This window comes from Caulobacter segnis (genome assembly GCF_019931575.1).
GTDB lineage: Bacteria > Pseudomonadota > Alphaproteobacteria > Caulobacterales > Caulobacteraceae > Caulobacter > Caulobacter segnis_C.
Window position 1 is genome coordinate 1,866,625 of the sequence record NZ_CP082923.1, and the last position, 15,464, is coordinate 1,882,088.

Sequence of the window (15,464 nt, forward strand, 5' to 3'; positions counted from 1 at the left end):
AGGAAGCATGGGTCCTGTCGCGCGAACAGCAGTGTGGTCGAGTCTCGCCCTGGCCCTGGCCATGGGGGGCGCCCGCGAGGCGCGGGCCGGGACGCTGGACGTCTATCCGGTCCCGCCGGGCGGGCTGCTCTACCAGATGCACAACGACACCTTCACGGTGCGGGCGCGCCAGCCGGGCGGCCCCTGGCGCGACCTCTACGAATACGACGTCAAGATCGACGCCGATGGGCCCAGCCAGGCCTCGGTCGTACAGTTCGACTTCGAGGGGCCGGTAGAGATCGGCGTCCGCAAGAACAACGGTGACTTCAGGCGCGTCGAGGTGCGCCCTGCGCACAAGGCGATCAGGCCCGTCGTCCGCGACGGGATCGTCACCTTCACCATCGACAAGCCTCAGAACCTGTCGGTCGAGTTCGACGGCGACCGGCTGCACAACCTGCACATCTTCGCCGGCGCGCCGGTCCCCCGGCCCGCGCCCGGCCCGGACGTGGTGATCTACGAGGCCGGGCTGCACAAGCCGCCGGGCGACAGCGGATACTTCCCGGTCGCCTCGGGACAGACGATCTATCTCGCGCCCGGCGCCATCCTGCAGGGCCTGTTCAAGCCCGAGAAGGTCGAGAACGTCCGCATCATCGGCCACGGCATGATCGACAGGCCCGCCGACCAACTGGTCGTCCAGGACTCCAAGAACGTGCTGGTCGAGGGGCTGACCTTCCTGACGCCCAAGCACGGCACCATCGCCTGCGCCTCGTCCAGCCAGGTGACGTTCAGGGACATCAAGACGCTCAGCAACGGGGCCTGGTCGGACGGGATCAACGTCTTCGCCTGCCAGGACGTCACCGTCGAGCGAGCTTTCATCCGCACCTCCGACGACAGCGTGGCGATCTACGCCACCCGCAAGGCCGGGACGGGCGACACGCGAGGAGTCCGGGTGCGCCAGTCGGTGTTCTGGCCCGACGTCGCCCACGCCGTCTTCATCGGCCTGCATGGCGACACCGACAAGCGCAACGTCGTCGAGGACATCCGCTTCGAGGACATCGACATCCTGGGCCTGGACGAGGACGACCCTGAGTACCAGGGCGCGCTGGCGATCAGCGCCGGCGACAGCAACACCGTGCGCAACGTCGTCTTCGACGGCGTGCGGGTCGAGCAGATCGAGGAAGGCAAGCTGTTCAACGTCCGCACCGTGTTCAACGCCAAGTACGGCACGAGCCCGGGCCTGTTGGTCGACGGCGTCCATTTCCGCAACATCAGCTTCACCGGCGCCGGCTGGCCCAGTCCCTCGACGATCGCGGGCTACGGTCCCGACCGGCCGGTGCGGAACGTCTCGTTCGAGAACGTGACGATCGCGGGCAAGCGGCTGAAGGGCCCCGACCCGTCGCTGATCGAGATCGGGCCCAATGTCAGCGGCGTGAGCTTCAAGTAGCCCCCGATGAGCACGCCGCGCACCGAGTGGGATCCTGGCGAGAGCGTCTTCCGCACGCCGCTGAAGCGCACGGGACGCGTGGCGCTCTATCGGCAGATCGCCGACCGGCTGCGCGCCGCGATCGTCCACGGCCAGCGACGCCTGCCGACCGAGCGGGAGCTGGCCCAGGGCTTCACCGTGGCCCGGGTCACGGTCCGCGCGGCGCTGGACCTGCTGGCGGCGGACGAACTGATCTCGCGTCGGCGGCGGCACGGGACGGCGGTCCGCGAGGGCGCCGCGCGGCGGGCGACCGCCTTGGAGGGGTAGGCGAGACCCTGATTACTGGATGCCGCCTCCCGGGGCCTGTTCGCGTCGCCGTCCATCGCTGACGGGACGTATGAGTTCGCATATGTGGCTGACTTAAATGGGGAAAATTATCTCGGAGCGGGGCGGCGCGAATCTCGTTGACAGTTTTTGAAAGTCGCTGGTATCGATAACAACAAGGTGCTCGGAGCCACTCCGCGCGCCCTAAACGACAATGCGGTCGGCAAGCAGGCTCGACGCTGATCGAGACCGGACCGAAGTCCGAAGGGGAGGTTTAGGATGGGTGCTCACAACCCGCGGCGCGGCCGTATCCGCGCTCTGCAAGTTTCTCACATGGCCCTGGTCCTGGCCGCCGGCGCGAGCGCGCTGTCGGTGAGCGCCGCGCATGCCCAGTCCGCGTCCAAGCAGGCCGCGCCCGCCAAGCCGGCCGAGACCGAGGTCACCGCCGTCGACACCGTGATCGTCACGGGCGTCATGGCCGGCACGGTCGCCAAGAAGGCCAATGTCTCGTTCTCGGTGATCAACGAGGACGACATGTCCAAGTTCACCCCGATCAGCGCCGACGACATGCTGCGCGACATGCCCGGCGTGGTGGTCGAGTCCAATGACGGCGTGGCCCGCAACGAGGTCTTCACGCGCGGCATGACCATCGGCACCGGCGCCAACACCTCGGGCTATTTCTGGTCGACCATCCTCGAGGACGGCCTGCCGGTCGTGCCGTTCAAGTTCAGCGGCTTCCAGGACGGCTACTTCTATCGCGCCGACATCTCGACCAGCCGGGTGGAGTCGGTGCGTGGCGGCTCGTCGGCCACCGGCGTGACCACCTCGGTGGGGGCGACCTTCAACTACATCACCGGGGCGGTGAAGCCGGGCGGCGTCATCCAGACCCGCGTCGGCTTCGAGGGCGACGACCTGCACCTGTCGTGGAAGCAGGTCGACGGCGCCTATGGCTGGGTCAACAAGGCGGGCGACTTCGGCGTCGGCGTCAGCGGCTTCTACCGCCGGTCCAACGGCCAGGTGAACCCGGGCTGGGACCTGAACCACGGCGGCCAGTTCAAGGTGAACCTGTACAAGGACTACACCAGCGCGAACGGCTCGGGCTCGTTCAACGTCATCCTCAAGCACCTGGACGACACCAACGCCGAGCTGACCACCTTCCAGCAGCCGACCTACGGCTATGAGAATCCGCAGGAGATTCCGGGCTTCGGCCGCGACGTGAACCTGTTCATGAACGGCGGCAAGCAGACCGTGCCGAACTACTTCAAGGACGGCGCGCACACGCTCGATCCGTCGGACGGCTATCGCTACAAGCAGGACGCCATCTCGCTGAGCTGGCGCCACGACACCGACGGTCCCTGGAGCTTCACCGGCGCGGCGCGCATCCAGAAGTCGACCTATCGCGGCCAGTCGTACAAGCCGCAGGGCCTGGCCTCGCTGGCCTCGGCGACGGCGACCCGCGAGCGTTACGGCCTGAACATCAACAACCTGGATCGCACGCCGGGCTACTACCAGTTCTACAACGCCGCCGGCCAGATGGTCGCCAGCGTGGCCAACAACATCAACGGCTCGCAACTGGGCACGAACTACCGCACCGGCGCGGCCTGCCCGAAGGTGACGGCGACCACCTTCCAGGCCGCCGGCCTGTGCATCGTCTCCAACAGCCTGCCCAACCGCGACATCGACATGCGCGGCGGCGTGGTCACGGCCACCATCCCCAACGCGGACGGGACCTATAACTCCGGCACGGTGCCGGTCGACGCCGCGTCGAAGGATCTGGTCCTGCTGACCCGCGCCGAGGACAATGCCCGTGCGTCCGACGACTATATGGGCAACTTCACGGCCACCTATCGCGGCTCGAACTGGAGCGTGAACGGCGGCCTCTACGTCTCGCGCTCCAGCCAGAAGAACGACAACTGGGCCAACGGCCTGGGCGTCTCGGCCTGGGCCGACGGCCAGGTGCAGAACCTGAACGTCAAGTACGTGACCAACACGGGGACGACCTACCAACTGACCGACGCCGGCGGCTGGGGCTCGTACGGCTCGGGCCTGTTCACCACCGTCTCGCAGCGCGCCAAGATCCGCGAAATCTCGCCCTATTTCGGGGCCAGCTGGTCGCCGGGCAAATGGGACTTCAACGGCAGCGCCAAGTACCAGCGCTTCGACGCCAAGACCTATTCGGAGACCTGGGACACCCGCAATTCCGGCGCGGCGTCGCTGACCAATGGCGGCCTGGATGGCGATCCGCTGACCGTCTACGACAACGTCTACATGACCAAGACCGCGGCGAAGGTCATCACGGCCGACAAGCACGTGAACAACTTCGATTACAGCGTCGCCGTCGGCTACAATTTCAGCGACAAGCACAAGGTCTATTACCGCTGGACCGACGCCAAGCAGCCGGCGGCTGGCGTGATCAATCGCTATTCGACGGCGGCGACCCTGGTGCGCCCGCTGGGCCCGACCGCCTTCATCAAGGGCCACGAGCTGGCCTATACGTTCGGCGATCGCAAGTTCAACGGCCAGGTCACCTACTTCTACCAGAACTTCGCCGTGAACGACTATCCGACCGGCGTCGACAAGGACAACGTCTCGACCTACCTGCTGCCGGAGAACTTCAACAAGTACTTCACGCGCGGCGTCGAGGCCTGGGCCAAGTGGCGGATCAACAAGTCGCTGGAGTGGAGCCCTTCGGTCACCTACCTGAACGGCAAGACGACCGAGGCCTACACCTGGCTGAACACCGGCGCGAACGGCCTGGGCCAGGATGACGACGTGCTGCGCGTCGACGCTGGCATCCTGGCGCGCTCGCCCAAGTGGACCATCAGCAATACGCTGTCCTACCGCTGGGGCGACTTCCGCTTCAACGCCCGCCACCGCTGGATGGACGTTCGCAAGCTGAACAACAACGCCCTCGACAAGCGCTACCTGCCCAAGCAGGACAACCTGGACATCTCGGCCCAGTATACGGGCTTCTCCAGGACCCAGATCACGCTGGATGTCCGCAACGTCCTGAACAAGCAGTACATCTCGGCCTACGACCCGATGATCAGCACCAATCTGCCGACCAATGTGCAGGTCTACGACGTCGTCGCCCAGCTGCCGGAGTCGGGCTACCTGCTCAAGCGCAACGCGCCGCGCTCGGTCTGGCTGACCGTCCGCAAGGAGTTCTAGGACGCGGGGAGGGCGCGGCGATGAGCAACGACCACGATCTGAGGCTCGTCGCGCCGTTCAGTCCGACGATCATCAAGGCCAGGATGCCCCAGGGCGTCGTCCAGCGTCTCAACGCGCGGGCCGACGCCATCGTGGCGCGCCAGGACGAGGTCGCGGCCCGCGACTGGTCCATGCACCTGGCCGGCGCGGTCAGCACCGAGATCCGCGTCACCGACGTGATCGGCGAGACGCCTGGCCTGACCGACTTCCTCTACGACGTGGCGCGGACCTACAGCTATCGCTGCGAGAACGCCCTGATGCACTTCAGCGGCTACGAACGGACCGAGGAGCTGGTCGACAGGACGCTGCGCATCGAGATCAAGGAAGGCTGGATCAACGACATGGTCGCCGGCGACTACAACCCGGCCCATTTCCACCAGGGCTGCCTGTTCAGCAGCGTCGGGTTCCTGAGGGTTCCGGACGGTTACGAGCAGGAGTTCCAGGCCGACAAGGCCCGGCAGAACACCGCCGGCTGCCTGCAGTTCATCGACAGCCGCAGCGCCGTGGGCGTGAAGAACCTGTTCACGGTCAAGCCCGTCGTCGGCGACTTCTACCTGTGGCCGTCGTGGATGCTGCACTGTGTCTACCCGTTCAAGAGCCCCGGCGTGCGCCGGTCGATCGCCGTCAACCTGGCCCTGGCCTGAAGAAGAGTTTCGGAGAAGACGCGTGAAGAGCCTCGCCAAGGTTTCCTGCCTCGCCCTGATGGCCGCCGCGGTGCTGGGGGGAACGGCTCAGGCGCAGACGCTGCGCGGCGGCCATCCCTACCTGACCTTCAGCGACAAGCACGTCGCCCAGTTCAAGCAGCGGGTGGCCGAGGACGCCAAGGCCCGCGACGCCTGGACCAAGACGCGCGCCGACGCCGACGCGGTCCTCGCCAAGAAGCCCGCCAACGACCGCGAACTGAACGCGGCTCTGATGGACCTGTCGCTGACCTACCGCATGACCGGCGAGCGCAAGTACGCCGACCGGGCCAAGGCGCTGCTGGAGGTCTATGCCGGCCGCGCCAACTGGGTGACGGACAAGCCGCTCTTGGCCCGATCGCCGGTGTGGAACTCCGACCTCGGCATGGGGACCAGCGCCTATGCCTACGGCCTGACCTACGACGCCATTTACGACGCCCTGACTCCGGCCGAGCGCGACCGTCTGGCCCAGGGCCTGGTCAAGGGCGCGATCAAGCCGATCCTGGGCGATTGGATCGACGGCGCCAACCGGATCCACAGCCTGGACACCATGGGCCACAACTGGTTCAGCCACATCGTGTTCGGGGCCGGCGTGGCGGCCATCGCCATCAAGACCGACGCGCCCGAGGCCGACGCCTGGGTCCGCCGCATCGATGAGGCGGCCGAGGAATGGGCCAACTATGACGGCAGCGCCATCGAGACCAAGCCCCAGCACTTCGCGGCCAACGGGGCCTTCGTCGAGAGCATCAACTACGCCGACTTCGCCGCCGAGGGCTATCTGCGCTTCCGTCGCGCCTGGCTGGACGCCTTCAAGGAAAAGCCGTCGCCGACGCCGCGGCTGGCGGGCTTGGCCGACTACTTCATCCAGAACGTCTATCCGACCGACGCCGGCGCGCTGTCGACCAATTTCGGCGACGGCAATCCCACGGCCAGCGGGGCCAGCGCCATCGCCGAGCTGTGGGCCGCCGGCGATCAGCCGGCGCGTAACCTCTGGTACCTCGACACCGTCAGGCCCAACCCTAACCAGGACGTCTTCGCCGAGCCAGAGAACCTGGTGCAGTGGCCCTCGGCCAAGGCGCGGGCGGCGGCGGCGAACGGCCCGGGCCTGCCGACCAGCTGGATCGACCGCGACCTGGGCGCGGCGACGCTGCGCTCGTCCTGGGCCCCGAATGCGACCTTCCTGGCCCTGCGCTCGGGCTTCACCTGGAACCACAATCACGCCGACGCCGGAAGCTTCATCCTCTGGCACAAGGGCAAGCAGTTGCTGATCGACTCCGGCAACAGCAGCTATGCTCGGCCCGAATACGACGGCTACTACCGCCAGAGCGTGGCCCACAACGTCGTGACCTTGAACGGCCAAGCCGAGCCCTCGTCGAACACCTACAACGGCTCGCACTTCGTCGGGCGGGTGGATCATCTGGTCGACGCGGGCGACCTGCGCTTCGTCTGGGCCGACGCCACGGGCCCCAACGCCAGGACCTTCGAGCGCAAGTACCGCAGCTTCCTCTGGATCGGCGACATGATCCTGGTGATCGACGACCTGAAGGGCTGGGAGCCCGGCCAGTTCGAATGGCTGCTGCACTACGAGGGCGAGGCCAAGCGTCAGGGGCAGGTGATCACGGTCAGGAACGGCGAGGCCGAGGTCGCCGTGCGGCCGCTGTTCCCGCAGACCCTGCCGGACGGAGGCCTGTTCACCGACTATCCCGAACTGATGCGGATGGCCGAGGGCAAGGGCCTGAAGGACCACGCCCCCGACGAGGCCCAGCCCTATCTGCGCCTGCAGGCGCCGGGCGTGACGGATCGCACCAAGTTCGTGGTCGCCCTGACGCCGAACGGCGGAGCGTCCGCGCCGCGCATCGAACGGGTCGAGACCAAGGACTACTTGCTGGTCCGGTTGTATCAGAAGGGCGAGGTGACAGAGGTCTATTTCAACCTGCTGGCGGACGGCCGCATCCGCCACCGCAACGCCAACGCCACTCTGGGCGGCTGGGAGACCGACGCCTACATCCTGGTCTTGACCTATCCCGAGGGCGGCGACGCGCGGAAGCCCAGGCGCTGGTTCGTGGCCGACGGCAGCTATCTGCGTCGCGACGGCAAGGTCGCGCTGGACTCGCTGTCCAAGGCGTTCGTGGTCAAGGCCAGCACGGGGCAGGGCGTCGAGGCTAGCATCCAGGGCCAGTCGACCTACGCCGTCCGCCTGGCCTGCGACGGCGCGCGGTCCATCAAGGTCGACGGCGTGGCCAAGGCCTGCGAGCACGACGTGGCGCTGGCGCGGCGGTCGCTGCCGCCGGGGTGAGGGTCAAGCGGCTCGATACTCAACCGAGATTGGCCTCCCAAGCACCGCTCATCCCTGCGAAAGCGGGGACCCAAACTGACTCTCAGTTTGTCGTGCAGGTAGCGGATTGACCCGCAGACGCCGCTTGGGTCCCCGCTTTCGCGGGGATGAGCGGCATTGGAGCATGAGAGGCGAGTGCTGGGCGAGGCCTACCGAACTTTCAGCCCCTCGACGTTCCCGCTCACCGCGATATCCCCATCGGCGGCGGCCTTCACCGCCTTGCCGCCGATGCGCAGGGTCTCGATGGTGAGGTTGCGCACCGCCGTCCCGGCCGACAGGCCCCTGATGATCGACGGGCCGGGCAGGCCTTCGCCGGTGAAGGTGATGTTCCGCAGGGTGACGCCGTCTATCCCCCGGCCGGGCGCGGTGTTGTAGCGCGGGTTGTTCCCGGCCACGATGTTGATCAGCTTGCCTTCCTCGATCCGGTCGACGCGGATGTCGCTGAAGGTGACGTCGCGGATCAGGGTGCTGTCGCCCGAATAGATCGCCATCACGCCCTCCCAGTCCGGATCGTCCTCGTCCAGGTTGGCGACGTCGATATTGTCGAAGGTCACGTCGCGGATCGTGCGCGGATCGGCGTTGTCGCCGAAGTGGCCGACATAGAGGGCGTGGGCGACGTCGACCCAGAGGCGCATGTTCCGCACGTCGATGTCGACGGTGTCGCCGGGCGGGTTGGGATCGGGGATCCCCGTCCGGGCGGCCTTCTGGCGGCAGATCGGGCAGTCGGCGACCGCGTAGACCACCACGGCGTCGTCCGACACCCGCAGATAGCCGTCGCGCACCTTCACGTGCTGGGAGGTCGAGATGTTGATGCCGTCCGACCACTTGCCCGAGGTGAAGCCGGTCACGTCGTGAACGCTGACATTCTTGGAGTTGCGGATGTTCATGACCCGGGCGGCGTCCTTGCGGTCGCTGTTGACCAGGATCAGGTCGGCGACCTCGATGTCGCTGGCCGTCTCAAGGTCGATCGCGCGGCCCGGATCCCAGAGCAGGCCGCGCCCGGAGATCTTCACGTCGGTCAGGCCGGTGAGGTCGAACGCGCCCCGCAGGACCGCGCCGCCCTCGAGATAGACACGCTGGCCCGACTTCACCGGGAAATAGTCGAGCCCCTGCGGCGGCACATGCACGCCGGGGCCGAAATAGACGACGTCGTCGCCGGTCGGGCGGGGCGCGGGCGGCGCGCCGGCGATGATGTGCAGGTTGCGCAGGCGGTCGTCGTCGAACTGCAGCGAGAAGCGCTCGGGCCTGGTCAGGGTCATGCGCACGACCGAGCCTCGGCGTTGGAGCTGGATCTTGCTGGACAGCGGGGCGACCGAGACCTGATCGAACCGGCCGTTGTTCTTCAGCACCTCCAGCTCGACCGTCCCGTCGAAGTCGAAATAGACCATCGAGGCGTTCTGCTTGGTGTCGGTGTCGACCTGCACCCGGTACTCGTAGAGGTCCCGCCATTCGCCGCCGGGCGTGCGGACGCGGACCGTGAAGTCGTCATTGTGGGCCGAATAGAGCAGGGCGGGCGGAACCGGATAGACCCGCAGGGTGTCGGCCAGGGCCGGGGCTCCGAGCAGCATGACGGCGGCCAGGGCCGTGGCGGCGCGCAGGGCGCGGGTTCTCTTGCGGCTCATGAAGCCTCCCCTCGTCGGTTCGTCGTCTTGTTATGGTATCGATATCAATCGCCGGGGAAAAAGCAAGGCGGCGACCGGCTTTCGTCCGGAATGCTCAGGCGTCGTGAGGCGCGCGGACGGCTCTCTGCGGTTTGCTGACCGGCAGGACTAGGGCCAGGCTGGCGCCGCGGGCGGAGGGCTCCCACAGGATGGCGCCGCCGATCGCCTCGGCGCGGCGCAGCTGGTTGGTCAGGCCCCGGCCGCCGCGCACGGGGAGGGCCGGGTCGAAGCCTCGGCCGTCGTCCTGCACCCGGACCAGCACCTGGTCGCCCTCGGCGCGCACCGAGACGGTGACCTGGCGGGCGCCGGAGTGCTTGAGGATGTTGGCGAAGGCCTCCTGCAGGATGCGCAGGATGTGCAGGGCGTGGCGCTGGTCCAGCCACTCCAGCGGCGGCGCCTCGCCCGCGTCCCAGACCAGTTTCACGCCGGCGGCCTCCAGGCGCGGCTGCAGGCGGAAGCGCAGGGTGGCCAGCAGCAGCAAGAGGTCGGTCTCGACGGGCTCCATCGAGTCGATCGTCAGCTTCAGGTCGTCGATGCAGCCGCGCAGGATGCCGACGGCGTCCAGCTCGGCGGCGCGGTCGCCTTCGAAGGCCCGCAAGGCGCCGACCAGGGTCGAGCCCAGGCCGTCGTGCATGTCCTGCATCAGCCGCTGGCGCTCCTGGTGCAGCAGCTCGCGACGCTCGACCTCACGCAGCTTGGCGTGGCTGGCGGTCAGCTCGGCCTCGCGCTGGGCCAGGCGCCGCGCCAGGTCGGCCTTGGCCTGGGTCGCCACCTCCAGCGCCTCGGTGTAGCGCCTATGCATGATGTACCAGAACAGCAGCGTGAACCCGACGCTGGTGAAGTTGCTCAGGTACACGCTCTCGATGTTCACCAGGTTCTGTTGCAGGGTCAGGTCGTAGACCCCGGCCACCACGGTGACCAGGCACCAGGCCGACAGCAGCAGCGCCAGGCGCGACCGGGCCCGCAGCGACTGGCGGATGCCGTTGAGCGAAACCACCAGCCCCACGACCAGCATGTTGGCGTAGATCGGCCCGGCGGTCAGCGTCGGGTCCAGCAGGCCCGGCAGGGTGGCGACGCTCCATCCGCCCCCGACGATCAGGATCACGGCGGTCAACCGCGGCTGGCGCGCGCGATGCAGCTGCGCGCCGAACAGGTGCAGCGTCAGGATCATCCAGAAGGTCGAGTCGACGGTCAGCCAGCCGAACCAGGCGTCGGAGATGATCAGGGGCTCGACCCCGACGAAGGTGTGCAGCATCCGCAGGAAGCTCACCGCCGACGTCAGGAAATAGAGGAGATAGATCGGCTCGGCCCGCCGGTTGAACCAGACGAACAGCGCGAAGACCCCCGTGACCAGGAACGCCAGGGCCGAGAAGGCCGGCAGGCTCACCTGGAAGAAGTCGCGGACATAGTAGCGTGGGGCCAGCTGCCTATAGTCGCCGATCCAGACCGACGAGAAGGCGCCGCCGATGCCGCGCACGTGCTGCAGCCGCAGGTCCAGCCTCGCCGGCGGATGCGAGGCGGTCGAGCGCGGCAGGGCGATCCACAGCGGCTGGTTGGTGCCGTTCCACTGCAGATTGGCGTGCGACTGGTGGATCAGCCGGCCGTCGGCGTAGATCGCCAGCGTGCCGTCCGACTTCCAGCGCGGGATGTAGAGATAGAGCTGGCGGCCGTCGTCGGGCAGCGGCGAGACCTTCAGCGCATACCAGGTCACCTGGGTCGCGATCTGCTCGGGCGCCTTGGCGGCGCTGGGCGACCACAGCGGCGACGTGCTGTACGGCAGCCGGACGCGCTCGCCCGTCCGGACGCCAGCGCTGGTCGGCGGCGGCGGCTGGTAGCCGACCGTGGCGAAGGTGGTTCGCGTCGCGGCCGTGATCCGCTCGCCGCCGCGCCCCTGGATCATGAACACCGAGCCCAAGGCGACCATCGCCACCACGATCCAGGCGGCTCGGGTGAGCCAGGCCCGCCTAGAGAAGGCCATAGGCGCGGGCCTCGAACACGGCCTCGGTCTTCGAGCGCACCTCCAGCTTGGCGTAGATGCGCCGAACGAAGGTCAGCACGGTGTTGCGCGAGACGCCCATCAGCTCGGCGATCTCCTCGAACGAGAAACCGCGGGTGATCAGCTGCAGCGTTTCCTTTTCGCGCTCGGACAGGCTGGGGACGCCGGACTTGTCGACCGTTTCGGCCTCTTCGGCGGGCTTCTCGTCGGGGCGGAAGCGCATCAGAACCTGGCGGGCGATGCGGGGGCTGATCGGGCTGCCGCCGCCGTGCAGGACGCGGATGTCCTGGGCGATGGTCGGCAGGGGGCTGTCCTTCAGCAGATAACCGCTGGCCCCGGCCTCGATCGAGGCGATGACGTGGCGCTCGTCGGCGAAGGTGGTGGCGACCATGATCGCGCAGCCCGGCCAGCGGGCGTTGGCCTCGCCGATGACCTCGATGCCCGAGCCGTCGGGCAGGCCCAGGTCCACCACCAGCACGTCGGCGGGCGGCTCGGCCAGCATGGCGCGCGCCTCCGCGACCGTGGCGGCGACGCCGACCATCACAAGGTCGGGCGTGGCGGCCAGGGCGGTCCGGAAGGCCTCCTGGAACGCTGCGTCGTCCTCGACCAGGGCCACCCTGAGCGGCGTCGACGACGCGGCTTCGATGCTCATCCCGCTTTCCCCGTCCCCCCGACGAAACCCTTGCGCCAAAAGGCATCGCAGACCTTGCCAGGGTCGGCGTCATCACATCTTGCGACAGGGCCGACATTGCTCCGCCGCTCTCCGCGCGGCAACTAGACTGTGTCGCGAGCCGGTGAGCAACGGCCCGCGGAGGGCTCACGCAGGTGGGGCGTAAGAAGGGGAAGGGACGCCGCAACCAGTACGGCGCTCCTTCCTCTGGCTCGCCTTGTCGAAGCGAGCCGTGCGGCGTGTCGCCGGATATGCGGGACCGACATACGGGGACGTCATGGGTTTCGAGATCGAAGCGGTCGGGCATCGGCGCGGCGCGCTAACGCCGCCGCCGGTCTTCTTCGCCGCGCGCCTCGTCGCCGAGGGGCGTGAGACCAAGGTCGTCGAGTACTGCGTGGTCGACATCCTCGGCGCGGTGAAGCTGATGGTCACGGTGACCTGGAGCGCCGAGCCGCGGCGCCCAGGCGTCTGGACGCCGACCAGCCCCGCCTTGGCCGCCGTGCTGCTGATCGGCCAGCTGTTCAGGCGCGAACGGGTCGTCGTCGCCCGCTATCTTGACGACGAGGTGCTGCAGCCGCTGCGGATGGGCGTGCGCGACCTGAACCTGATCGAACTGGGCGACATCTTGGAACGTCGCGGCCCGCCGGATGGCGCGTCCGGCCTGGACGGACAGATCGAACGCCTGTGCGCCGATCCCGCCCGGCCCGACAGCGCCCATGGCGACGCCCTGTTGCTGAAGGCCTGCTGGCGTCTGGTGGACGCGCATCTGCGCGGGCGCCAGCCGGCCGCGACGGGCTTCCGGCCTGCGCCCCGGATCGAGGCGCCCATGCAGGCGGCGGCGGGCGGCCGGACCGGCGTCCGCGCCCTGGCCTGGTGGCTGGGCGCGGCGCTGCTGATCCAGATCTGCGTATCGAGCGCGTTCTGGCTGCTTCCGGCGAATTGAGCGCCTAGGGGCGCGGCTCGGGCGGCGGCGGGGCCTGTGGCGCGCCGCTGTTGGGCGCCAGCGGCTCGCTCGGCGCCGGGGCGGGCGTCAGCGGGGCCAGGGGCAGGCCGTCGGGACCGATCTCGCCTTCCAGCGGCAGGCCCAGGTCGTCCAGCGGATCCTCCTCGACCACCGGAGCGACCTGGCGGTTCAGGGCCGACAGCATGAAGGCCTTCCAGATCTTGGCGGGCTCGCCGCCGCCGACCACGCCGTTCATCGAGCTGTTGTCGTCGTTGCCGACCCAGACCCCGACCACCAGGTCGTCGACGTAACCGACGAACAGGGCGTCGTGATAGTCCTGGGTGGTGCCGGTCTTGCCATAGGCGCCCTGGATGGCCGCCTCCAGGCCCGTGCCGCGATGGGTGGCCGAGCGCAGCAGGTCGCGCATGCCCAGCAGCACCTTGGGATCATAGGCGGTGGTCTTGGGTTTCTGGAAAGTGTCCAGGGCGTGCGGGACGATCGGATATTCGCCGGCCGCGATCGAGGCGTAGGCCGCCGTCAGGCGGGTCAGGCTCATCGAGCCGGTGCCGAGGGCCATGGTCAGGTCGTCGGGGATCTTCTCGGTGATGCCCAGCTGGCGGGCGACCTTGATCACCTTGGCCGGACCCAGGTCATGGGCCAGGCGCACGGCCGCGACGTTCGACGAGGCGGCGAAGGCGCTGATCAGCGGAATCTCGCGGTCGCGATACTTGCCCTCGTGGTTGCGGGGCGTGTAGCCGCTGACCTGCACGGGCGTGTCCAGGATCGGGCTGGTGGTGGTCATGCCCGACTGCAGGGCGGCCAGATAGACGAACAGCTTGAACGACGAGCCCGGCTGGCGCTCGCCGTCGGCGCGGTTGAACTGGCTGGTCTTGTAGTCGCGGCCGCCGACCATGGCGACGACGCGGCCGTCCTTGCGCATAGCCACCAGGGCGCCCTGGGTGATGTTCAGGACCTTGCCGTCGCGCGCGATGAAGTCGTTGAGGATCCGCTCGGCCTTTTCCTGCATCACCGGATCCAGCGTCGTCTTGACGATCGTCTCGCCGTAGCGGGCTCCGATCGAGGCGCGGGCCTGGGGCAGGGCCCAGTCGGCGAAGTAAGAGCCGGTGGGCAGCTTGTCGGGGTTCTCGATCGCGGAGACATCGCCGACGGCGTCGGCCTGGGCCTGGGTGATGGTCTTGGTCTCGACCATGGCGCCCAGCACCACGCGCATGCGCTCGCGGGCGCCCTCGATGTTGCTGGTCGGAGCCAGGCGGGACGGAGCCTTGACCAGGCCGGCCAGCATGGCGGCCTCGCCGACCGACAGCTGTTCGGGTTGCTTGCCGAAATAGTGGCGCGACGCGGCGCGCAGGCCGAAGGCGCCGTCGCCGAAATAGACCGACGACAGATAGCGCGACAGAATCTCGGTCTTGGTCAGCCGGGCTTCCAGATAGACCGCGATCATCGCCTCTTGCGCCTTGCGGCGGAGATTGCGGTCGCTGCTGAGGAACGCGTTCTTGGCCAGTTGCTGGGTGATGGTTGAGCCGCCTTCCGACACGCCGCCGGCCTGGGCGTTCTTGCCCAGGGCCCGGGCGATCGCCTTGGGGTCGACGCCCATGTGGCTGTAGAAGCGGCGGTCCTCGATGGCGACGAAGGCTCCGGGCACGTAGGCCGGCAGCTTGGCCACGTCGATTGGGGCTTCCTTGTACGAGCCCCGGCGCGCGATCGGCGAGCCGTCCTGCGCGACCAGAACGATGGCCGAGTTGTTCAGCGGCTCCAGGGCCCGGCTCAGCGGCAGCGACCAGAACAGCGATGCGAACAGGACGATGACCAGCACCACGGCGGCGGCCGCGCCGATCAGCCAAGCCGGACGCTTCCAAATCGGCGGCTTCTTCGGCGGCTCGGGCGGGGCGGGCGAGAGGGCGGCTTCCGGGACCGTGTCGACGGCCTCGGGCGGGGCCTCTTCGGGAAGCTCGACCTCGACGGCCTCCGGCGCGGTTTCCGGCAGGGCGGCGGCTTCGGTCATCGCCGCCTTGGCGCGGGGCTTGCGAGGCCTGTGTTCCGCCGGCGTTTCGGGGGCGGTGTCTTTGGGATCGTTGGGATCGGACATGAAACTCGGCGCTCGCTTCGGGCGCACGCCCTCAACCGTCGTCGGGCTCATACCACAGGGCCAGAGCAAGCCAAGCGCGCCAAAAGGGAAGTTTTTCGCGGGCCTACCCTTGAACGCGATTTATACGATCATAGAT

General features: G+C 68.2%; 10 protein-coding genes. 6 read left to right on the plus strand and 4 right to left on the minus strand.

Annotated elements, in window-relative coordinates:
* Positions 1-31: 31 nt before the first annotated feature.
* From K8940_RS08765 to K8940_RS08785, 5 genes are all read left to right on the plus strand, one after another.
* Positions 32-1,423: a glycosyl hydrolase family 28 protein gene (locus tag K8940_RS08765; RefSeq protein WP_223394745.1), complete on the plus strand. Its 1,392-nt coding sequence runs from the start codon at positions 32-34 to the stop codon at positions 1,421-1,423.
* 6 nt (positions 1,424-1,429) lie between these two features.
* Entirely contained in the window at positions 1,430-1,729 is a 300-nt protein-coding gene (locus K8940_RS08770; protein ID WP_223394747.1) for a GntR family transcriptional regulator, read from the plus strand.
* Between the two features lie 330 nt (positions 1,730-2,059).
* Positions 2,060-4,897, plus strand: coding sequence for a TonB-dependent receptor plug domain-containing protein (locus K8940_RS08775; RefSeq protein WP_223394749.1), 2,838 nt, complete (start codon positions 2,060-2,062; stop codon positions 4,895-4,897).
* Positions 4,898-4,917: 20 nt separating this feature from the next.
* Positions 4,918-5,580, plus strand: coding sequence for a putative 2OG-Fe(II) oxygenase (locus K8940_RS08780; protein WP_223394751.1), 663 nt, complete (start codon positions 4,918-4,920; stop codon positions 5,578-5,580).
* A gap of 22 nt (positions 5,581-5,602) precedes the next feature.
* Positions 5,603-7,912, plus strand: coding sequence for a heparinase II/III family protein (locus tag K8940_RS08785; RefSeq protein WP_223394753.1), 2,310 nt, complete (start codon positions 5,603-5,605; stop codon positions 7,910-7,912).
* Positions 7,913-8,100: 188 nt separating this feature from the next.
* On the opposite strand, the gene K8940_RS08790 is transcribed toward K8940_RS08785, so the two are convergent.
* The 3 genes from K8940_RS08790 to K8940_RS08800 all read right to left on the minus strand — a co-directional run bounded on the left by K8940_RS08790 (position 8,101) and on the right by K8940_RS08800 (position 12,260).
* A complete protein-coding gene (locus tag K8940_RS08790; protein ID WP_223394755.1) occupies positions 8,101-9,573 on the minus strand; it encodes a glycosyl hydrolase family 28 protein in 1,473 nt (490 codons plus the stop codon).
* Between the two features lie 94 nt (positions 9,574-9,667).
* Positions 9,668-11,590 (minus strand): ATP-binding protein, encoded by a 1,923-nt coding sequence (locus tag K8940_RS08795; RefSeq protein ID WP_223394757.1) that lies wholly within the window; start codon positions 11,588-11,590, stop codon positions 9,668-9,670.
* Positions 11,577-12,260, minus strand: coding sequence for a response regulator transcription factor (locus tag K8940_RS08800; RefSeq protein WP_223394759.1), 684 nt, complete (start codon positions 12,258-12,260; stop codon positions 11,577-11,579). Before K8940_RS08800 ends, K8940_RS08795 begins: the two co-directional genes overlap by 14 nt.
* A 295-nt stretch (positions 12,261-12,555) precedes the next feature.
* Here K8940_RS08800 and K8940_RS08805 point away from each other — a divergent pair, with 295 nt between their 5' ends.
* Positions 12,556-13,221 (plus strand): hypothetical protein, encoded by a 666-nt coding sequence (locus K8940_RS08805; protein ID WP_223394761.1) that lies wholly within the window; start codon positions 12,556-12,558, stop codon positions 13,219-13,221.
* 4 nt (positions 13,222-13,225) lie between these two features.
* On the opposite strand, the gene K8940_RS08810 is transcribed toward K8940_RS08805, so the two are convergent.
* Positions 13,226-15,328, minus strand: coding sequence for a transglycosylase domain-containing protein (locus K8940_RS08810; protein WP_223394763.1), 2,103 nt, complete (start codon positions 15,326-15,328; stop codon positions 13,226-13,228).
* Positions 15,329-15,464: the final 136 nt, after the last annotated feature.